At 72.3% G+C, this 20,467-nt stretch carries 19 protein-coding genes; 10 read left to right on the top strand and 9 right to left on the bottom strand.

The window, feature by feature from the left end:
- The first annotated feature begins 66 nt into the window (after positions 1–66).
- Positions 67–1,014, top strand: coding sequence for an alpha/beta hydrolase fold domain-containing protein (locus EP26_RS03995; RefSeq protein WP_043336038.1), 948 nt, complete (start codon positions 67–69; stop codon positions 1,012–1,014).
- Positions 1,015–1,135: 121 nt separating this feature from the next.
- Here the strand turns inward: EP26_RS03995 and EP26_RS03990 are convergent, their stop codons facing one another.
- Positions 1,136–1,597 carry a GNAT family N-acetyltransferase gene (locus EP26_RS03990; RefSeq protein WP_043336036.1) on the bottom strand — a complete coding sequence of 154 codons (462 nt, stop codon included), beginning with the start codon at positions 1,595–1,597 and terminating at the stop codon, positions 1,136–1,138.
- 46 nt (positions 1,598–1,643) lie between these two features.
- On the opposite strand from EP26_RS03990, the gene EP26_RS03985 reads away from it, so the two are divergent.
- On the top strand, positions 1,644–2,660 hold the full coding sequence (locus tag EP26_RS03985; RefSeq protein WP_043336033.1) for a P1 family peptidase: 1,017 nt from the start codon (positions 1,644–1,646) through the stop codon (positions 2,658–2,660).
- On the opposite strand, the gene EP26_RS03980 is transcribed toward EP26_RS03985, so the two are convergent.
- From EP26_RS03980 to EP26_RS03970, 3 genes are read right to left on the bottom strand one after another with little or no spacing between them, the layout of a single operon-like run.
- Positions 2,635–3,171 (bottom strand): hypothetical protein, encoded by a 537-nt coding sequence (locus EP26_RS03980; RefSeq protein ID WP_157033396.1) that lies wholly within the window; start codon positions 3,169–3,171, stop codon positions 2,635–2,637. The two genes, EP26_RS03985 and EP26_RS03980, sit on opposite strands and share 26 nt — an antisense overlap.
- Positions 3,149–4,018: an N-acetylmuramidase domain-containing protein gene (locus EP26_RS03975; RefSeq protein WP_043336029.1), complete on the bottom strand. Its 870-nt coding sequence runs from the start codon at positions 4,016–4,018 to the stop codon at positions 3,149–3,151. The genes EP26_RS03980 and EP26_RS03975 overlap by 23 nt, the downstream gene beginning before the upstream one ends.
- Positions 4,019–4,040: 22 nt before the next feature.
- A complete protein-coding gene (locus EP26_RS03970) occupies positions 4,041–5,195 on the bottom strand; it encodes an amidohydrolase (RefSeq protein ID WP_043336026.1) in 1,155 nt (384 codons plus the stop codon).
- Between the two features lie 64 nt (positions 5,196–5,259).
- Between EP26_RS03970 and EP26_RS03965 the strand changes: the two genes are divergently transcribed.
- The 5 genes from EP26_RS03965 (at position 5,260) to EP26_RS03945 (ending at position 14,185) form a co-directional block, all read left to right on the top strand.
- Complete coding sequence (locus tag EP26_RS03965; RefSeq protein ID WP_157033395.1) at positions 5,260–7,116, top strand: autotransporter assembly complex protein TamA; 1,857 nt, start codon at positions 5,260–5,262, stop codon at positions 7,114–7,116.
- Positions 7,117–7,118: 2 nt separating this feature from the next.
- The gene (locus EP26_RS03960) at positions 7,119–10,907 is read left to right on the top strand and encodes a translocation/assembly module TamB domain-containing protein (RefSeq protein ID WP_043336021.1); all 3,789 of its coding nucleotides are present in this window, start codon (positions 7,119–7,121) and stop codon (positions 10,905–10,907) included.
- A gap of 71 nt (positions 10,908–10,978) precedes the next feature.
- Positions 10,979–11,434: a MarR family winged helix-turn-helix transcriptional regulator gene (locus EP26_RS03955; RefSeq protein WP_245624284.1), complete on the top strand. Its 456-nt coding sequence runs from the start codon at positions 10,979–10,981 to the stop codon at positions 11,432–11,434.
- 10 nt (positions 11,435–11,444) lie between these two features.
- Positions 11,445–12,533 (top strand): HlyD family secretion protein, encoded by a 1,089-nt coding sequence (locus EP26_RS03950; RefSeq protein WP_052388768.1) that lies wholly within the window; start codon positions 11,445–11,447, stop codon positions 12,531–12,533.
- A 122-nt stretch (positions 12,534–12,655) separates the two neighbouring features.
- Entirely contained in the window at positions 12,656–14,185 is a 1,530-nt protein-coding gene (locus EP26_RS03945) for a DHA2 family efflux MFS transporter permease subunit (RefSeq protein WP_043336018.1), read from the top strand.
- Between the two features lie 18 nt (positions 14,186–14,203).
- Here EP26_RS03945 and EP26_RS03940 read toward each other — a convergent pair whose 3' ends face one another.
- Positions 14,204–15,211, bottom strand: a complete 1,008-nt coding sequence (locus EP26_RS03940; protein ID WP_052388767.1) for an NAD(P)H-dependent flavin oxidoreductase — start codon at positions 15,209–15,211, stop codon at positions 14,204–14,206.
- A gap of 13 nt (positions 15,212–15,224) precedes the next feature.
- Positions 15,225–15,974, bottom strand: a complete 750-nt coding sequence (locus EP26_RS03935; protein WP_043336017.1) for an enoyl-CoA hydratase-related protein — start codon at positions 15,972–15,974, stop codon at positions 15,225–15,227.
- Between the two features lie 110 nt (positions 15,975–16,084).
- On the opposite strand from EP26_RS03935, the gene EP26_RS03930 reads away from it, so the two are divergent.
- Positions 16,085–17,035 carry a Bug family tripartite tricarboxylate transporter substrate binding protein gene (locus EP26_RS03930; RefSeq protein WP_043336014.1) on the top strand — a complete coding sequence of 317 codons (951 nt, stop codon included), beginning with the start codon at positions 16,085–16,087 and terminating at the stop codon, positions 17,033–17,035.
- 53 nt (positions 17,036–17,088) lie between these two features.
- Positions 17,089–17,787, top strand: coding sequence for a lysozyme inhibitor LprI family protein (locus tag EP26_RS03925; protein WP_043336013.1), 699 nt, complete (start codon positions 17,089–17,091; stop codon positions 17,785–17,787).
- Positions 17,788–17,799: 12 nt separating this feature from the next.
- Here the strand turns inward: EP26_RS03925 and EP26_RS03920 are convergent, their stop codons facing one another.
- Entirely contained in the window at positions 17,800–18,249 is a 450-nt protein-coding gene (locus EP26_RS03920) for an acyl-CoA thioesterase (protein ID WP_043336008.1), read from the bottom strand.
- Positions 18,250–18,380: 131 nt separating this feature from the next.
- On the opposite strand from EP26_RS03920, the gene EP26_RS03915 reads away from it, so the two are divergent.
- Positions 18,381–19,373, top strand: a complete 993-nt coding sequence (locus EP26_RS03915) for a sensor domain-containing diguanylate cyclase (RefSeq protein ID WP_043336005.1) — start codon at positions 18,381–18,383, stop codon at positions 19,371–19,373.
- Here EP26_RS03915 and EP26_RS03910 read toward each other — a convergent pair.
- Together EP26_RS03910 and EP26_RS03905 are read right to left on the bottom strand one after the other, a co-directional pair.
- The gene (locus EP26_RS03910) at positions 19,355–19,561 is read right to left on the bottom strand and encodes a hypothetical protein (protein WP_043336003.1); all 207 of its coding nucleotides are present in this window, start codon (positions 19,559–19,561) and stop codon (positions 19,355–19,357) included. The two genes, EP26_RS03915 and EP26_RS03910, sit on opposite strands and share 19 nt — an antisense overlap.
- Positions 19,562–19,731: 170 nt before the next feature.
- Positions 19,732–20,439, bottom strand: a complete 708-nt coding sequence (locus tag EP26_RS03905) for an RraA family protein (RefSeq protein ID WP_043335999.1) — start codon at positions 20,437–20,439, stop codon at positions 19,732–19,734.
- Positions 20,440–20,467 lie beyond the last annotated feature (28 nt).

Genomic DNA, 20,467 nt, shown 5'->3' with positions numbered 1-20,467 from the left:
TGCACCGCAACATGGACCTGGAAGCCTGAAGCGGCAACCATAAGGGAAGGTTACCGGAGACGCCCCATGGACCCCCGCCTCGACCCTGAGATGCTGGCCTTCAACCGGATGATGGAGGAACGCGCCGCCGCCCACCCGCCCATCCGCCTGGAACTCCCCTTCGACCGCCCCCGCGCCCTGACCGAGGCGCTGAACGTCCCTCTCTCCGACGGCGGCCCGGTGCCCGCCGTGAGCGGAGACCGCTGGCTCCCCATCCGCGGCCGCCGCATCCAGTGCCGCGTCCACCTGCCCGAGGGGCCCGGCCCCCACCCCGTGCTGCTCTACCTGCACGGCGGCGGCTGGGTCTGGAACAGCATCGACACGCATGACCGGCTGATGCGTGAATACGCCGCCGCCGCCGGCTGCGCCGTCATCGGCCCGGATTACGCGCTGAGCCCCGAAGCCGTCTTCCCCCAGGCGCTCGAGGAATGCGAGGGCGTCCTGCGCTGGATAGCCACGGACGGTCCCGTCTGGAGCCTCGACCCGAGCCACATCGTGATCGGCGGCGATTCCGCCGGCGCCAACCTCGCCATGGGCCTCGCCCTCTCGCTTCGCGACGGCGGCGCCCCGGTGCCCCTCCGTGGCCTGCTGCTGAACTACGGCGTCTTCGACAGCCGCCTCGACCGCCCGAGCTACCGCGAATTCGCCACCGGTTACGGCCTGACCGAGGAGCGCATGCGCTTCTACTGGAACGCCTATGCTCCCCGACCCGCCGACAGGCTCAACCCGCTCGCCGCCCCGCTCCGCGCCGACCTCGCCGGCCTGCCGCCCTGCCTGCTGCACATCGCCGAACTCGATGTGCTCGCCGACGAGAACCATGCCATGGCCGAGGCCCTCCGCGCCGCCGGCATCCCGCTGGAGACGCAGCTCTTCCCCGGCACGGTGCATGGCTTCCTCCGCGCTCTCGGCCATGTCGGCGCCGCCGGCCGCTCCGTCGCCGCCGCCGCCACCTGGCTCAAGGCGCGCTTCGGCTGACGGCAGGCCCGCCTCACCGAAAGCCGGCTCGAGCGCGACCGCCGGGCCATCGAAGCCGGCCGCAGCAGCCGCCTCCCCGGCAACACGGCGGCGACCCAAGGTGTCGCCGCCGCATCCGGTCTCAACCGAGCGCCCGCACCATGAGCCAGGCGTCCGGCCCGTAGCCCGCCGCCTCCGCCACCGGCCAGAAGCCACGCCGCCGCCAGTACCCGCCCTTGCCCGCGACCGCGACCAGCGTCATCTGCCCGATCCCGCCCGCCGCCCCGACCGCCGCGAGCCGCTCCACCATCGCCTCCGCCCGCCCCTTGCCCCGTGCTTCCGGGGCGAGCGCGATGTCATGCAGATGCAGCGCCTCCGCCGGCCGCGGCAGCGCCCCGAGCAGGGTGTCGAGCGGCGGCGCCTCCCCCGACCAGGGATGTGCCAGCGCATAGCCCAGCCTCTCCCCCAGAACCCAGCAGAAGCCGGGCGCCAGCGCCAGCCGCTCGGCAAAGACCTCCGGCCGCTCGGGATGCTGCGGATGCACCACCCCGGCGAGCGCCACCACGCCCGGCAGATCCGCCTCGGTCATCATTCGCCATTCCATGCCGCCTCCGATAGCGCGCCGCCGCCCGCCATGCGAGGCTCCCGGCATGATTCGCCCCGGACCGCGCAACCTCATAACCGATGTCGAAGGCATCCTCGTCGGCCAAGCCGAGGATCACCGCATCCGCACCGGCACCACGGTCATCTACCCCGTGGAGCGCTGCCAGGCCGCCGCCGAGATCCGCGGCGGCGCCCCCGGCACCCTCAACATCCAGGCGCTGGACCCGGCCAGCATCGGCAACACGGTCGATGCCATCGTCCTCTCCGGCGGCTCGATGTACGGGCTCGACGCTGCCGGCGCGGTGGTCGCCGCCCTCGGCGCCCGCGGCCGCGGCGTCGCCTTCGGCGGCACGACGGTGCCCGTGGTCCCCGGCGCCATCCTCTTCGACCTGATGAATGGCGGCGACAAATCCTGGGGCGAGGCTCCGCCCTATGCGGCGCTCGGCCGCGCCGCCCTCGGCGCGGTGGGCCCGGACTTCGCCCTAGGCAATGTCGGGGCCGGGCTCGGCGCCCGCTCCGGCCGGGTGAAGGGCGGCCTCGGCAGCGCCAGCACCGTCACGGCGGATGGCCTGCAACTCGGCGCCATCGTCGCCGTCAACAGCTTCGGCAGCGCGGTGATGCCCGGCAGCCGGCATTTCTGGGCTTGGCCGCATGAGATGCGGGATGAGTTCGGCGGCCTCGGCCCGCCCCCCACCGACTGGCGCGCGGAGCCTGAGATGCCCCTCCCCCTCGGCTCCGCGGTGAACCCGATGGCCAACACGACGATCGCCGTCGTCGCCGTCAACGCCGCCCTCGGCAAGGGCGAGCTCCAGCGCCTGGCGATCATGGCCGCCGACGGCCTCGCCCAGGCGATCCGCCCGATCCACACCCCCTTCGACGGCGACAGCGTCTTCGTCCTGGCAACCGGAAGGGTACCATTGACCGGCCCCGGCATGCTCGCCCGCCTCGGCCATCTGGCGGCCTCGACCCTGGCCCGCGCTGTCGCCCGCGGGGTCTTCCACGCGACGGCGCTCGGCGACCGCCCCGGCTGGCGGGACCTCAGCGCTGCCGAAGCGCCGCCCTGACCGCCGCAAGGCTGCCGCCCCGCCCCGCCTCGTCCACCCACTGCGAGGCCTCGGCATCCAACACCGCCCGCCCAGCCTCCCAGCGCAGGATGACCGGCACCCGAACCGTGGTGTTGGGCGACCTCGCCGCGTAGACTAAGGCGAAGCGCGGCACGCCACCCGAAGCCGGCACCTCGCCCGCCTCGCGCAGCCCGTCGCAGCTGACGGCCTCGGTCCAGTCCCTGCCCACGGTGACGAGGCTCTCCACCGCCCCCGCCCCGCCGACCGCCACCCCGCACCAGCGCCCCTGGTTCGGGAAGCTCGGCGCGAGCGGGGCGAAGCGCACCGGCAGCAGGCTCAGCGTGACGCCACGCACCGGCGTCCAGCGTTGCGGCGCCGCCGCCTCGAACCCGCCCGCCACCGGCAGCCCGGCCCGAGCCTCGCCGGCAAGGTCGGGTCCGCCCGCCGCCGCCGGCCCCGCGCCGAGCAGCGCCGCGACCAACGCCAGGCTAACCCTTGCTGAGCCGCTCATAGGCCGCCCTCATCTGGTTGCCGTAGTCGTTCTTCTTGTAGTCCGGCCCGTTGTAGCGCGAGGCGAAGCCGGCCCAGTCCTTGTCCTGCAGCGCCTTCCTCATCCCCTTGTTGGCGCCGACGAAGGCGACGAAGGCCTCGAGATGCCGGGCGTCGCTCTCCATCATCGCTTCGACAAAGGCCTCGACCGACTTGTAGCCGGCCTCGTTGTGGTTCTCGCCGAGGATCTGGAAAGTGCCCCAGGAGGCCGGTTTCAGCGCCGCCGCCTCGTCCAGCATGGCGGCGCGGCGAAGCTTCGGATATTGCGCGCTGAACCTGCCATAGGCGCCCTGCGGCCCGGAAAGGTCCGGATGCGAGCGGTTATAGGCGCCGCGGGTATGCGTCCGGAACTTGTGCCGCTCGAACAGGATGGTCGGCCGCCCCTCCTCGTCCCAGGGCGATCGCTTGGTCTCCACCTGCGCCACCGCCCGGACCGCCGCCACTTCGCAGCCGAGGCTCTTCGCCGCCGCTTCGACCAGGGCCGGGGTGATGGAGGAGGTCTCCGGCCGCGCCCAGCAGATCTCGCGGAAGACCTTGTGCCGTGGCCCGGCGATGATCGGCCGGTCGAGGAAGCGTATGGTCAGCCCGGCGGGATCGACGGTCCCGTCCGGCTTCAGCAGCCCCATGGCGTTGCGCTGGAAGGCCTCGATGGCGGCGAAGGTCGCCGCATCCGCCGTGCCGTTGGCCACCGGCAGCCCCTGCGGGAAGGTCCAGCGCCCATGCCGGACGAGCAGTTGCTCCACCACCAGCACATCGGCCGGGTCATTCGCCCGCCCCCGGCCGACACCCCTCGCAATCACGCCTACCATCGCCGCGCTCCTCTACCGGGGATTATGCCCCGGCGAGGGCCCGCTTCGCCACCTCCGCCAGATAGCCACTTGCGATCGGCAGCACGGCATCGTTGAAGTCATAGGCCGGGTTGTGCAGCTCCCGCCCGCCATCGCCCGGCCCATTGCCGATCCAGACGAAGGCCCCCGGCACCTCCTTCAGGAAGAAGGAGAAATCCTCTCCCGTCATGGCAGGCGGCAGGTCCCGCCGCACCGTCGTCACCGCACCTGCGGCCACCGCCGCCAGCTCCCGCTCCGCCGGATGGTTCACCGTCGGCTCCACCCCGACCTTGAACTCTACCTCCGCCTCCAGCGCGAAGGTCGCGGCGACGCCGGCCGCGATCCGCCGCATCGCCGCCTCGATCGCCTCGCCCGTCTCCGGCTGCAGCCAGCGCGCGGTGCCCTTGAGCCGGGCGGAGTTCGGCACCTGGTTCTGCGCCTCGCCCGCCTCGGCGACTGTCACGCTGACGACGGCCGCCTGCATCGGGTCGATGTTGCGGGCGACGATGGATTGCAGGGCGATGATCGCATGTCCGGCGCCGATCATCGGGTCGCGCGTCAGATGCGGCAGCGCCGCATGTCCCGCATGCCCGGTGAAGCCGATCTCGAAGCGCGCCCCGGCGGCCATCACCGGCCCCTCATGCACGGCGACGGTTCCCGCCTCCAGCCCCGGCCAATTGTGCCAGCCGAAGATCCGCTCCATCGGGAAGCGCTGGAACAGCCCGTCGGCGATCATCGCCCGCGCCCCGCCGCCGCCCTCCTCGGCCGGCTGGAAGACCAGCTGGACCGTCCCCGTCCAGCCCTGGTCCCGCTGCAGCAGCGCCGCCGCGCCGAGCAGCGCCGCGGTATGCCCGTCATGCCCGCAGGCATGCATCACTCCGGGTATAGTGGAGCGATAGGCCAGCCCCTCGTTCAGCTCCTGGATCGGCAGCGCATCCATGTCGGCCCGCAGCCCGACCGAGCGGTTCGACCCGCCTTCCCCGCGCCGCAGCGTGGCGACCAGCCCATGCCCGCCGACCCCCTCGGTGACCTCGATCCCCATCTCCTTGAGCCTCGCTGCGACGAAGGCGGCCGTCTCCCCCTCATGCAGGGTGAGACCCGGATGGGCATGCAGGTGGCGGCGCCATCCGGCGAGCGTTTCAGCAAGCGTCTGATCCATGCAAGAACCCTAGTCCCCCCCATCTCCTGAGGGAACCCTGACCCCGGAAGTTGCTTTCGCCACCGTGCTGTATCCATTGCGACGCCTGCCGATCATTCTGGCCCTGCTCCTCGCCTCGCTCGCCCAGGCACAGGAGCCGGACCCGGCGGCCCTCCCCTATACGGTGGAGATCGCCCCGAGCGGCGATTCGCGCCTGGATGCCGCCCTCGCCGCCGTCTCCCAGCTCGAAGCGCTCCGCGAATCCTCACCGACCAGCGCCGGCGGCGTGATCGGCCGCGCCCAGGGCGACCGCGAGCGCCTTCAGCAGGCCCTTCAGTCCGAAGGCTATTGGGGCGGCACCACCCAGATCAGCATCGCCGGCCTGCCCCTGGCGGATCCCGGCCTCCTCGCCCGCCTCGAAGCCCCACCGGAGAAGCCCGTCCCCATCCGCATCGAGGTCGAGAAGGGCGAGCCCTACCGCATCCGCACCATCGCCATCCGGGCGACGGAGCCCCGCGACCAGCCCGCCCTCGACGCCGCGGCCGCCAGGCCCTTCGGCCTCGCCCCCGGCGACGTCGCCCGCGCCGAGCCCGTGCTCGCCGCCGAGCGCACCCTGCTCGACCGCCTGCTCACCTCCGGCCACCCGCTGGCCACCATGGCCGGGCGCGAGACGGTGGTGGACCATGGCGCCAAGACGATGGAGATCGCCTGGCGCTTCGCCCCCGGCCCCCTCGCCACCTTTGCCCCGCCTCAGGTCGAGGGCGCCGTCCGCGTCGATGCCGATTTCCTCCGCCGCCAGGCCGGCCGCATCACCGGCGAGACCTACAGCCCCGATCGGCTGGAGCGAGCCCGGCGCGAGCTGATGGCGCTCGGCCCCTTCGGCTCCGTCCGCGTCCGCGCCGCCGAGCGGCTGGATGCCGAGGGCCGCCTGCCCACCACCTTCACCGTCGCCGAGCGCGCCCGCCATGCGCTGGGCATCACGGCTGCCTTCGAGACGAATTACGGCCCCTCCGTCCGGGTCTACTGGGAGCACCGCAACCTCTTCGGCGGGGCGGAGCGGCTGCGCATCGAGGGCGAGCTGGCCCGCATCGGCACCGGCGGGGCGCTCGACCAGATGACCTACCGGACCGGCGTCACCTACAGGAGCCCCGGCGTCTTCGGCCGCGACCTGACCCTGGTCGCCAGCATTGGCGCGCTGCGCGAGCGGCTGGAGGCCTATGACCGCGACGCCATCACCGCATCGCTACTCTTCGAACGCCGCATCTCCGAGCAGCTCACGGTCCGCGCCGGCCCGGCCGTCGATCTCGGCTCCACCGGCCCGCCGGACGGCAAGCTGAGCCCCTACCAGATCGTCGGCGTCCTGTTCGGCGGCCGCTACGACGGCACCGACAACCTCCTAGACCCCTCCAAGGGCTACCGGCTGGAGGGCACCATCAGCCCCTCCTACAGCATCCGCGACGCCCAGCCCTTCCTGCCGACGCGGGTGACGGCCAGCACTTACTGGGATGTCTTCGCCGACCGCCGCAGCATCCTCGCGGTGCGCGGCACCCTCGGCTCTCTGGCCGGCGCCAACCGCGACAGCGTGCCGCGCCACATCCGCTATTACGCTGGCGGCGGCGGCTCCGTCCGCGGCTTCGACTACCAGTCGATCGGGCCCCGCGACGAGCAGGGCCGCCCCACCGGCGGCGCCAGCCTGCTCGAGACCAGCGTCGAATGGCGCCAGAAGGTCTGGGGCGATATCGGCGCCGTCGCTTTCGTCGATGCCGGCGCGGTCGGCACCGGCTCGATCCCCGACACCTCCAACCTCCGCGTCGGCGCCGGCCTCGGCCTGCGCTACTACACGCCGATCGGCCCGATCCGCGCCGATGTCGCCCTGCCCGTGGTGCGCGAGCCCCGCTCCTCCGGCTACGGCCTCTATGTCGGCATCGGCCAGGCCTTCTGATCATGCGCTGGCTGAAATGGCTCCTCGGCACGCTCGCGCTCCTGATCCTCCTGCCAGTGGTCGCCATCATCGGCGCCCTCGCCTGGATCAATACCGAGGGCGGTAGCGCCTTCCTCGCCCGCCAGGCGGAGGGCTTCGTCCCCGGCCTGCATATCCAAGGCCTGCGCGGCCCGCTGCCCGGCCATCTCGGCTTCGCCCGCCTCGCCTATGCCGATGACCAGGGCGAATGGGTCGTGCTGGAGGACGGCCACATCGACCTCGACCTCGCGGCCCTGCTCTCCCGCACCCTCCGCATCGAGCGCATCGAGGCCGCGCGCATCGCCCTCGCCCGCCTCCCCGCCGGCGGCGAGACGGCGCCCGCAGAGCCGCAGCTCCCCTCCGACACCGTCCTCCCCCATCTGCCGCAACTCCCCGTCGCGGTGGAGCTGAACCGCCTCGCCATCGGGCGGATCGAGCTGGCCCAGCCCGTCCTCGGCCAGGCCGCCGTCTTCGGCCTCGACGGCCAAGCTCGCCTCGCCGCCGGCGACCTCACTGCGCGGCTCGACCTCAAGCGCCTAGACGCCCCGCTCACGGCGGCGCTCACCCTCGCCCTCACCCCCGGCGCCGACCGCCTCGCCGCACAACTGACGCTGGACGAAGCCCCCGGCGGCCTCATCGCCAGCTTCATCCCACCCCCCGAGGGCGGCTGGGGTGACGCCCCCCTCCACCTCGCCCTGACGCTCGATGGCCCCGCCTCCGGCGCCGCTCTCGACCTAAAGGCCGGCCTCGGCGCGCAAGTGGCGCTGACCGGCACCGGCACGATCCGCGCGACGCCCGAGGGTGGCTACGGCGCCACCCTGCAAGGCGAGGCCCGCGCCGGCCCCCTGCTGCCCGAAACCATTCGCCCGCTCGCCATCCCTCTCGCCTTCGCCCTCGATGCCGACCTGCCACCCGACCAGCGCCTGGCGCTGCGCAAGCTGGAACTGACCCTCCCCGCCGGCCGCCTCGCCGCCACCGGCAGCGCCAACCTTGGCACCGAGGCTCTCGACCTCCGCCTCGACCTCGCCCTGGCCGAGAGCGCCCGCTTCGCCCCGCTGCTCCCCGCCGGCCTCGCCTGGCAGGGCCTCGCCGCCAAGGCCCATGTCACCGGCACCATGGCGAAGCCCGCCATTGTCCTGACCGCGACGCCCGAGGCCCTGGCGACCGGCGTGCCCCAGGCCGATGCCGTTCTCGGCCCCGCCCCCCGCCTCGCCCTCAACGCTGCCCTCCCCGGCCCCGCATTCGATGCGACCCTCGACGCCGCCAACGGCCGCCTCACCGCGAAGGGCAACATTGCCGAGCCCATCGCCCTCGACGCCACTCTTTCCCTCCCCCGGCTGGAAGTCCTCGGCGCCGGCTCCGAAGGCGCCTTGGAAGCCACCGTCCACGCCACCGGCAAGCTCGCCGACCCCGACCTGACGATCGCGGCCCGCTCCGGCCGCATTGCCGCCGCCGGCCGCGTGCTGGAAGGCCTCGCCCTCGACGCCCAAGTCGCCACCCCCGCCTCGGCCCCGCGCGGCACCGCCCAGCTCCGCGCGACGCTCGACGGCCAACCCGTCGCCCTCGACTTCCGCGGCCGCCCGGACGGCCAAGCAGTCGAGATTGAGGCCGCCGAGGCCCGCATCGGCCCTGCCAGGTTCACCGCCACCGGCCGCCTCGACCCGGTCGCAAAGCTTTTTGCCGGCACCGCCCGCCTCGACGCGCCCGACCTTGCCCCCCTCGGCCGCCTCGCCGGGCTCGTGGGCCTCGCCGGCCGCCTCACCCTCGACGCGGAGCTGGAACCGCGCGACGGCATCCAGGGCTTCGACCTGAAGCTCGACGCCCCCCGCCTCGCCTATGCCGGGCAGCAGGGCAACCTCGCCGCCACCGTCGCCGGCACCCCCGCCGCCCTCGACTGGACCCTCCGCGGCAAGGCGACCGAGGGCGAACTCTCCGGCCGCGGCCGCGTCACGCAGACGGACGGCGCCTACCGTCTCGACCTCGCCGCCCTCCAGGCCGAAGCCCAGGGCGAGACGGTGCGCCTCGGCGCCCCGGCCCGCATCACCTACGGCGCCGATGGCGGCATCGACATCGCCTCCCTCGCCCTCGCCATCGGCAATGGCGGCCGGGTCCAGGCCGCCGGCCGCTGGGGTCCGGAGCGCGCCGACCTCGCCCTCACCATCGCCGCCCTTCCCCTGACGCTGGCCGAGCGCTTCGCCCCCGACCTCAAGCCCCGAGGCATGATCACCGGCGAGGTCCGCGTCACCGGCCCGACCGCCAGGCCCGAGATCCGTGCCCGCCTCAACGGCACCGGCATCGGCCTCGGCGCCGACTGGGCCCGCGGCCTGCCGCCCGTCACGCTCCGCGCCGAGGCCAGCATGCTCGGCACCGCCACCGAAGCCCGCGCCGAGATCGCCGCCGGCCCGGCCGGCACCGTCACCGCCACCGCCCGCCTGCCGCGCGGCTTCGACCCCGACTCCCCGCTGGCCGCCAGCCTCGACGGGTCGCTGAACCTCGCCCCTCTCGCCGGCCCCTTCCTCGCAGCCGGCGCCGACCGCGTTGCCGGCCGCCTCGCTTTGGCGCTCCGGGCCGAAGGCAGTGTCGGCACTCCCCGCCTCGGTGGCCGCGCCACCCTCTCGGGCGGCGACTACCGCAACCCGACGACCGGCGTCCGCCTCTCCGAGATCGGCGGCACCATCACCGGCGAGGGCACCCGCCTCGTCATCGAGCGGCTGGAGGGCAAGACCCTCGGCGGCGGCACCATCGGCCTCCGCGGCAGCATCGATGCCGGTGCCCCCGGCCTGCCCGCCGACCTCGTCCTCACCGCCCGCAACGCCCGCCCCGTCGCCTCCGACCTCGGCACCGCAACCATCGGCGCCGACATCACGGTGAAGGGCCCCATCACCGGCGGCGGCACCGTGGCCGGCGAGGTGCGGATCGAGCAGGCCGAGCTGCGCGTGCCGGAGAAGCTCCCCGCCAGCGTCCCGACCCTGACGAATGTCCGCCAGCGCGGCCGCCTCCCTCCCGGCGTAATCCCACCCGAGCCACCGGCGAAGGCCGGCCCGCCCACCCCCGCCGCCCCGCCCCTGAACCTCGCGGTGAAGGTGAGGGCCCGCCGCGTCTTCATCCGCGGGCGCGGCCTCGAGGTGGAGATGGGCGGCGCCATCGATGTCGGCGGCACCGTCGCCGCCCCGGTCCCCTCCGGCAGCCTCAACCTGGTCCGCGGCACGCTCAACATCCTGACCCGCACGCTGACCTTCAAGCGCGGCACCATCGGCTTCAACGCGGGCACCTTCGTCCCGCAGCTCGACATGGCGGCGGAGGCGACGGCCAGCTCCACGACCATTACCGTCACCGTTACCGGCCCGGCCAACGCCCCGCAAATCGGCTTCACCTCCACCCCCGAGCTGCCGCAGGACGAGGTGCTGGCTCGCCTGCTCTTCGACCGCGCCACCAGCAACCTCTCGCCCTTCGAGATCGCCCAGATCGCCGCCGCCGTCGCCCAACTCACCGGCATCGGCGGCTCCGGCGGCGGCCCGCTCGACCGCGTCCGCAGCGCCCTGGGCCTCGATCGCCTCGGCGTCAGCGGCGCCCAAGGCAACACCGCCGGCGCCACGGTCGAGGCTGGCCGCTACGTCGCCCCCGGCGTCTTCCTCGGCGTCCGCCAGGGGACGAATGGCGGCACCGGCGTCGGCGTCCAGGTCGAGATCACCCCCCGCATCAAGGTCGAAGGCCAGACCGCCACCGGCCCTGCCGGCGACCGCATCGGCCTCTCCTACGAGCTGGAATATTGATGCCATGAGTCGCAGCGACGTGATCGTCGGCCCCGATGCGGCTTATAATAACGCAGCTTATATTCACCTGCGTGATCATCCCGCCGAATGACGACCTTCTCCTGCTGCTGACCGATGTGGCGCGGCTCATCCGCACCATGGCGGACCGCGTCGCCCGCGCGCATGGCATGACTCGCGCCCAATGGGTCATCCTGGTCCGCCTCCGCCGGCATGACGGCCTCACCCAGCGCGAGCTGGCCGAGCTGCTGGAGGTCGAGCCCATCACCGTCGGCCGCCTGGTCGACCGCCTCGCCGCCCGCAACCTGATCGAGCGCCGCGCCGACCCAGCGGACCGCCGCGTGTGGCGTCTCCACCTGCGGCCCGAGGCCGCGCCCGTGCTGGCCGAGATCGACGAGGCCAAGGCCGCCTTCGACGCCACCACGACGCGCAACCTGCCCGAGGCGCAACGCGTGGCGCTACGCGACGCCCTGCTGCTGATGAAGTCCAACCTGCTGGCCGGCGAGACTGACGCCGACTTCGCTGCCTGAGAGTGGTCCCATGCCCGAAGGTTCGATCCGCGCCGAAATGCCCCAGACCGAGGCCGCCTCCGCCCGGCCGAAGCGCCGCCGCTGGCTGCGCCCGGCGCTGATGCTCGGCGGCGTCCTCGCCGTCGCCGCCGGCTCCGGCCTGTTCTGGCTGAATGGCGGCCGCTATGCCGGCACCGACGACGCCTATGTCCAGGCCGACCGGCTGATGCTGGCGACCGACGTCTCCGGCATCGTCCGGCGCATCGCTGTGCATGAGGGCGACACCGTTGCCGCCGGCCAGGTCCTGGTCCAGCTCGACGACGCCCCCTTCCGCCACGCCCTCGACCAGGCGCGCGCCCGGCTCCAGCAGACCTCGCTGAACCTCGAGGCCATGCAGGCGGACTACCAGCGCCTGCTGCGCGACGCCGCGGCGCAGGAAGCCGCTGTCTCGTTGGCCCAGGCCACCTACGACCGCGCCGCGCAGATCGTGAACAGCGGCGCCGTCACCCGCTCCGCCTACGACCAGGCACGCTACGGCCTGCAGCAGTCGCAGCAGCAGCTCGAATCGCTCCGCGCCCAGGCCCGCGTCCAACTGGCGAAGCTCGGCGGCAAGCCGGACCAGCCGGTCGAGCAGCACCCCGACTACCTCGAGGCCGCAGCCAGGCTCGCAGAGGCGCAGCGCCAGCTCGACCACACCACGCTCCGCGCCCCCTTCGCCGGCACCGTGACGCAGGTCTCCACCCTCCAGCCCGGCCAGTACCTCGCCGCCGCCTCGCCCGCCTTCGCCCTCGTCTCCTCCGACCATGTCTGGGTGGATGCGCTGCCGAAGGAGACCGACCTCACCCATGTGAAGCCAGGCGACGCCGCGACCGTCACCATCGACACCTATCCCGGCATCACCTGGAAGGCGGTGGTCGAGAGCATCAGCCCCGCCTCCGGCTCCACCTTCAGCGTGCTGCCGGCGCAGAACGCCTCCGGCAACTGGGTGAAGGTGGTGCAGCGCATCCCGGTCCGCATCCGCGTCGAGCAACCGGCCGATGCGCCGCCGCTGCGCTCGGGGATGAGCGCCGTCGTCTCCATCAACACCGGCCACGAGCGGCATCTCTCCGACATCTTTTAGTTCTCCCCACGACACCGCTGCGCGGCGCCGCGGAGGCCCCGGATTTCCACTCACGCCCGAGACTTCGGCACCCATTCCGCGGCAACGCCGCGGAACGGCACCGGCCAGGGCAGGAACAGACAATGAGCGAGCAAGCGGTGCCGCATCGCGGCATCATCACCGTCTGCGCCATGGTGGCGACGCTGATGCAGGCGCTGGACGGCACCATCGCCAATGTCGCCCTGCCCTACATGCAGGGCGGCCTGGCGGCGACCTCCGACCAGATCACCTGGGTGCTGACCAGCTACATCACCGCGGCCGCCATCCTGACCGCGCCGGTCGGCTTCCTCGTCACCCGCTTCGGCCGGCGCGCGGTCTTCCTCGCCTCGGTCGGCGGCTTCACCCTCGCCTCCGTCGCCTGCGGCGCGGCGCAGTCGCTCGACCAGATGGTGATCTTCCGCCTGCTGCAAGGCGCCTTCGGCGCCGCGCTGGTGCCGCTCAGCCAATCGACCATGCTCGACATCTACCCGCCGGAGCAGCGTGGCTCCGCCATGGCGATCTGGGGCATGGGCGTGATGGTCGGCCCGATCCTCGGCCCCACGCTCGGCGGCTACCTGACCGAGAACCTCAACTGGCGCTGGGTCTTCTACGTCAACCTGCCCTTCGGCATCCTCGCTCTGCTCGGCCTGCTCTTCTTCCTGCCGAAAGGCGAGGCGCAGTCCGGCCGCCGCTTCGACTGGTTCGGCTTCGGCGTGCTCGCCCTCGGCGTCGGCGCGCTGCAGATCATGCTCGACCGCGGCGAGCTGCTGAACTGGTTCGGCTCCACCGAGATCATTGTGGAAGCCGTGCTCGCCGGTCTCGGCCTCTACCTCTTCCTCGTCCACATGGCGACGGCCGAGCAGCCCTTCATCCCGCCGCGCATCTTCCGCGACCGCAACTTCGCCGCCGGGCTCGGCATCATGTTCGCGGTCGGCGTCATCCTCTTCGCCACCTCTGCTCTACTCGCGCCCTACCTCCAGACGCTCGGCAACTACCCCGTCTTCACCGCCGGCCTCGCCATGGCCCCGCGCGGCCTCGGCACCATGGCTGCCATGTTCATCGCCGGCCGCCTCGCCAGCCGCTTCGATCCGCGCAAGGTGATGGCGATCGGCGTGCTGATCCTTGCCTGGACGCTCTGGGAGATGACCGGCTGGACGCCCGACGTCTCGATGCGCACGCTGGTGACCGCGACCATCCTACAGGGCGTCGGCCTCGGCTTCGTCTTCATCCCGCTGAACCTCGTCGCCTTCGCGACGCTTGACCCGGCGCTGCGCACCGACGGCACCTCGCTCATCAGCCTGCTGCGCAACCTCGGCAGCGCCATCGGCATCTCGGCGATGGCGGCGATGCTGACGCGCAACACCCAGGTCGTGCATGCGGACCTGGCGATGCATGTCACGCCGCTGAACCGGGTCTTCGACATCCCGGCGATCCACCGCTGGTGGGACCCCTCCACCATCCCCGGCGCCGCGCTGCTGAACCAGGAGATCACGCGCCAGGCCAGCATCATCGCCTATGCCGACGACTACTGGCTGCTGATGATCCTGGCGCTGTCGATGCTCCTCCTGCTGCCGCTGATGAAGCGCCCGCCCAAGGCCACCGCGCCCGATCCGGCGCATGCGGCGATGGACTGACGCATGGCGGGTGGCGGCCTACTCGGCCGCCGCCTCCATCACGGCCTCCCAGGCCGGATTTACCAGCGGGCGTCCGGCCCCCAGCCGTGCCCTCGCCGCGTGATACTCCCGCCGCCAGCGCGCCACCACATCGCCCGCCGGCTCCACCGCCTTCACCGCGCCGATTCCCTGCCCGGCGCCCCAGATGTCCTTCCAACGCTTCTTCCGGTCGGAACTGAAATCCATCTTGCTCGGGTCGCTCTCCGGCAGGTTGTCCGGGTCGAGCCCCGCACGGAGCAGGCTCGGCTTCATGTAGTTGCCGTGCACGCCGGTGATGAGATTGGTGTAGATGATGTCCTCCGCCCCGCACTCCAGCATCATCTGCTGCTGCTCCGGCTGCGCCCGCGCCTCCTTGGTGGCGATGAAGGCGCTGCCCGCATAGGCGAAGTCGGCGCCCAGCGCCTCGGCGGCCAGCACGCTCCGCCCGTTGGCGATGGCGCCCGAGAGCGCGATCGGTCCGTCGAACCAGGCCCGCGTCTCCTGCACGAAGCCGAAAGGCGAAAGCGCCCCCGCATGTCCGCCCGCGCCGGCGCAGACCAGCACCAGCCCATCCGCCCCCTTGTCGACGGCGCTATGCGCGAAGCGCTGGTTGATCACGTCATGCAGCACATAGCCGCCATAGGAATGCACCGCCTGGTTCACCTCCGGCCGCGCGCCGAGCGAGGTGATGATGAGCGGCACCTTGTGCTTCACGCAGACGGCCAGGTCATGCTCCAGCCGGTCGTTCGACTTGTGCACGATGAGGTTGATCGCGAACGGCGCCGCGGGCCGGTCCGGGTGCCGCGCGTCATGCGTCGCAAGCCGTTCCTTGATCTCGATCACCCATTCCTCGAACTGCTCCGCCGGCCGCGCATTGAGCGAGGGCATCGCACCGATGACGCCCGCCGTGCATTGCGCGACGACGAGGTCGGGCACCGAGATGATGAAGAGCGGCGAGCCGATGAGCGGCAGCGAGAGCCGGCCCTTGAGGGAGTCGATGAGGGACATGCGCGGCTCCCCGTCAGCGCTTCTTCAGCACATTGGCCATGATGGCCTGGGTCTCGTCGGTCTGCAGCTGCGCGGCGAGGATATTCCTCTCCTCCTCCATCCGCTCGAGCAGGATGGCATGGTGCTGCCGCAGCAGCCGCCGCGTCAGCCGCATCGCCTCGGGCGGCTTCGCCGCCAGCACGGCGGCCGTCGCCCGCGCGGTCGGCAGCAGCTCGGCCCGGTCCACGATCCGGTTGACGAAGCCCATCTCGCGCGCTGCCTCGGCGCCGAAGAAATCGCCGAGCAGCATCAGCTCCGCCGCCTTCTGCCGCCCCACCATCCAGGGCACGATCATCGAGGAGCCAAGCTCCGGCACCAGCCCGAGATCGACGAAGGGCATGCGGAACCGCGCCTCCGGCGCCACATAGACGATGTCGCAATGCATCAGCATGGTGCAGCCGATGCCGATCGCGAGGCCTGGCACGGCGGCGACGATCGGCTTCTCGTAATTCGCAAGGCCATAATAGAAGCGCTTGCTCGGCGGCGGCGCGTTCGGGTCTTCCGGCGCCCGGTTCTGGAACTCGCCGATGTCGTTCCCGGCGCAGAAGACCTCGCCCTCGCCGGTCAGCAGCAGGCAGCGCACCTTGGGGTCGGCAGAGCTTTCCTCGATGGCCGAGGCCAGCCCGGCATACATCGTCCGCGTCAGCGAATTCTTCTTCTCCGGCCGCGCGATCACCACGGTGCAGACCCCGTCGGCGACCGAGACCTTGATGTTCTCGGACATGTTCGTTCTCCTCCCGGGCATTGCAGGCGCGCCCGCGCCCCGCGTCAAGCGCCACCTCCCCATTGGGGCACTGCCATGCAAGGCTGCCCGCAATGACCGGGAGGAGAATCATGCCAGGCATCAGCATCACCCGCCGCGGCCTCCTCGCCGCGTCCCTCGCCACGCCCGCGCTCGCCCAGGGCCGGCCGGTGACGCTCGTTGTCCCCTTCCCGCCCGGCGGCTCCACCGACCTGATGGGCCGCCTCCTCGCCGAGCGCATGGCGCCCCTGCTCGGCCAGCCCGTCCAAGTCGAGAACCGCCCCGGCGCCGCCACCGTGGTCGGCGCCGAATACGTCGCCCGCGCCGCGCCCGACGGCACCACCCTCCTCGTCAACTCGGGCACCACGCTGACGCTGAACCCGCTGCTGATGCGCAGCCTGCCTTACCGGCCCGACGACTTCGCCCCCGTCGCGCTGCTCAGCATTCTCCCCTTCGCCTTCGTGCTGCAAAACAGCCTGCCGAAGACCATCCCGGAATTCGTGGCCCTGGCGAAGGCGCAGCCCGGCCGGCTGAATTACGGCACTAACGGTCCCTCCTCCTTCAACAACATTACCGCCGTGCTGATCGCCGAGCGCCTCGGCATCCGCATGCAGGACGTGACCTACCGGGGCGATGCGCAGCAGCTGAACGACTTCCTCGCCGGCACGCTGCAGGTGCTGGTGGTCGGCGGCGCCTCGGCGATCGGCACACACCGCAACGGCCAGGGCCATATCATCGGCTGGACCGGCGACCGCCGCATGCCTGGCTTCCCCGACATCCCGACCTTCGCCGAGACGGATCCGGAGGCCGTGGCGCAGACCTATTTCGGCTTGGTCGCCCCCGCCCGCACCCCGCCCGCCGCCATCGCCCGCCTCGCCGCGGCGGCGGGGGAGGCGCTGAAGGAGCAGGGCTTCCGCGACCGGCTCCTCGCCGAGGGCCAGTTCGCCATCGGCAGCGGCCCCGAGGACTGCGCCACCTTCATGCAAAAGGAGGCCGCCCGCTGGGCCCCCGTCCTCCGCCGCATGAACCTGCAGATCGATTGAATGCATGCGCCTAGTGCCAGCAGGCCCCGCAACACCCCCGGAGACAGCCGCTCATGAGACCCGCCTTCCTCCTGGCCCTGCTGCCCCTGGCCGCCGCCCCGGCCGCCCTTGCCGCCAGCTTCGACTGCGCCCGCGCCGCCGCTCCCGACGAGCAGGCCGTCTGCGCCGATCCGCACCTCTCCGAACTGGACAGCGCGCTCGGCGCCGCCTACGCGCAGGCCCGCGCCACCACGCCGAAGGAGGACCTGGCGTCGCTCACCACCGTCGCCCGCGGCATCCTGGCCGACAGGCGACGCTGCGGCGCCACCCGCGGCTGCCTGCTCGCGGTCTATGTCGGCGGCCTGCACGGCTACCAGCGCTTCGGCTCCGACATCGCCCCGCCCGACTGGGTGAACGCCCTCGACATGGCCGACGGCACCGCGCCCGAGAGCAGCGGCCTGCCCGGCCGGCCGGGCCAATGCGTCACCACGCGGGTCACCCAGGTCGCGGCACGCCTGGACGGCGACAAGCCCGGCGCCTTCGACAGCGGCACGAGCATCAGCTTCGCCAATCGCGGCTTCCAGGTCTCCTACGACCGGGAGGAGGCGCTCATCGCCTCCCGCCCCGGCGACCGCGTCGTCATGTGCCTGACCATCATCCCGCGCGCCTGCCCGCCCGGCGATGACCGCGGCCGCTATTACACCGTGACCAACCTGCGCACACGGGGCTCCTGGTCGCTGCCGGATTCCCAGCATCTCTGCGGCGGGGCCTGACCCGGCCGCGCCCTACCCCTCACGGCGCCGCAGCGCCAGCCGCCGTGGCGCCGCCCCGGTGCAGACTTCGGCGAACCGCTCCAGCACCCGCTCCGGCCACAGCCCCACCCGCCGCACCGAGAGGTCCATGCAGAGGTAGAGCACCTCGTTCTCGGCGGCGAGCCAGCCTTCCGTCGCATGGTGCATCCGGTGCACCGCTATCAGCCGCTTGGCGTCATAGGCCAGCACCTCGCTGGTGCAGGCGAGCGGCATGCCCTCGCGCACCTCGCGCACGTAGTTCACCCAGGTCTCGGCAGCGAAGGTGCCGAACCCCTCCGCATGCAGGGGCTTGCCGAGGCCGAGGCCCGGCCAGAGCTGGTCCGTCGCCATGTCGAAGACCGCCAGGTAGAAGGCCATGTTCATGTGGCCGTAATGGTCGACCCAATCCGGCCGCACCACCGCCAGCACCTGCCGCTCCGCCATGTCGCCTCCCATCCTGCCCTGCCATTCCGGCGGAGCAGCCGGTGCTTGTCCACCCCCTTGGAAATCGTACGAACCACACCTTCAGGTTGTGCTAGTATCGCCGCGAACACGACAGGATTATCGCCCGGACCATGCCAGCCGCCCCATTGCCTTCGGACGAAGCCGGCCGCCTCGCGGCGCTGCGGTCCTATGCCGTGCTCGACACCGCCTGCGAGGCCGCGTTCGATGATATCGCCCGGCTTGCCGCCCGCCTCACCCACCGGCCCATCGCCCTCGTCTCGCTGGTCGATGCGGAGCGGATCTGGGCCAAGGCCCGGCACGGCCTCGACGTCACCGAGGCGCCGCGGAACGTCGCCTTCTGCGCCCATGCCATCCTGCAACCGGACCAGCCCCTGGTGGTCCAGGACATGCGGGCCGATCCGCGCTTCGCCGACAACCCCTTGGTCACCGACAATCCCGGCCTCCGCTCCTATACCGGCATCCCGCTCGTGAACGCGGAGGGCTATGCGCTCGGGACCCTCTGCGTGCTCGACCACGCCCCGCGCGAGACCAGCGAGGAGGAGCTGGACATCCTCTCCGGCCTCGCCCGCTCGGTCTCGACCGCGCTCGAGCTGCGCCGGGCGATGCGGCGGATGCATGCCCTGGCCGTCACAGACGGGCTGACGGGTCTGCCCAACCGCTCCGCGCTGATGACGGCGCTCGACGCGGCGCTCGCCATGCGGCGGCCCTTCACCCTGATCTTCAGCGACCTCGACGGCTTCAAGGGCATCAACGACAGGCTCGGCCACGCGGCCGGCGACGCGGTGCTCCGCGCCGTGGCCGAGGTGCTGCGCGCCGCGACGCGGGAGGCGGATAGCTTGGCCCGGCTTGGCGGCGATGAGTTCTGTGTCCTCGTCGGCGACACGGCCCGCGCCGAAGCCCTGGCCGAGCGCATCCGCCGCATGCTTGCCGGGCGCATGGCCGCGGAAGGCTGGCCCGTCACCGCCTCGATCGGCTCGGTCGGCTTCGAGACCATGCCTGACTCGGCCGAAGCCGCCCTCGCCGCCGCCGATGCCATGATGTACGCCGCCAAGGCCGGGGGTAAGGATCAGGTCCGCAGCGCCCGCTACGAGCAGGCCGGATAGGCCAGCCAGCCCAGCACCGTCCCGTCCGGCGCCGCCACCCGCCGCGCATCCGCGCAGCGCCGCTCGAGGAAATAGGCGGTCGCCGCCGGCTCCGGCGCCGGCGCATCGGCGAGCGTCAGCCGCATCGCCACCCGCCCCCGCTCGCCGACCAGGCAGCGCTCCGTCACCCGCCCGCGCCGCACCCGCACGGCGAGCCGCCCATTTGCCGCCGGCCCGACATCATCGACATAGGCGCCGAGGTCGCCGTCAAGGCAGGCCCTGAGCGCCGGCGCCAGCAGGCCGAGCCGCTCCTCCCAGCCCGGCTCCGCCGCCGCCGTCCCGGCCAGCAGCAGCGCGAGGAAGCAGGCGCCCGCCCTCCTCAGTGAATCTCGTCCGCCCGCGAGAGCGCCTCCTTCAGCTTGTGGATGTCGAAGTCGTCCCGCTTGGCCATCTCGAGGATCACCGCCTCGCGCCGGGCGACGAGGTCGATCGCCTCCGGCAGCTGCCGCACCGCCTCTGCCGGGATGACGACGGCGCCGTGCCGGTCGGCATGCACCACGTCATCATGCATGCAGGGCATGCCGTGGACGATCACGTCGCGCCCGAAATCCACCATGTGCACATGCGCATGGCTCGGGTTCACCATGCCGCCGATGATCTGGAAGCCCGGCGCCAGCATGTCGATGTCGCGGAAGGAGCCGCTGGTGACGCAGCCCTGGCAGCCGAGCCCCTTGTGGATGGCACTGTTCACCTCGCCCCAGAAGGCGCCGATGCCCGGGCTCTCGTCCAGGTCCTCGATGACGACGATGGTCGGCAGGTCGGCATCGGCGACATAGTCGTACCAGCCGATGCGCGCATCGCGGTCCTGCTCGCGGGTGCGGCCGGAGGGCGCGGCGGCGCGGATCTGCCCGGTGCGCGCCAGGCCGCAGAGCGGCGGCAGCGAGGGGTCGGCGACGGTGAACGGCTTCAGCGTGAAGCCGCGCCCTCGCCGGGCCGGGGCGACGAGCTCCAGCGCGTTGCAGATGGTCGGCGTGTCCCAGCGCCGCAGCGGATCGAGATCGGCGCGGGTGAAGGGGCGTTCGGTCATGGGTTCGGTCCTCCCGGAGGCATCCAGC

This window comes from Belnapia moabensis DSM 16746 (genome assembly GCF_000745835.1).
Classification (GTDB): domain Bacteria; phylum Pseudomonadota; class Alphaproteobacteria; order Acetobacterales; family Acetobacteraceae; genus Belnapia; species Belnapia moabensis.
Note: the sequence above shows the minus strand (reverse complement) of the source record. Positions and strands in the feature narration are given on the sequence as shown.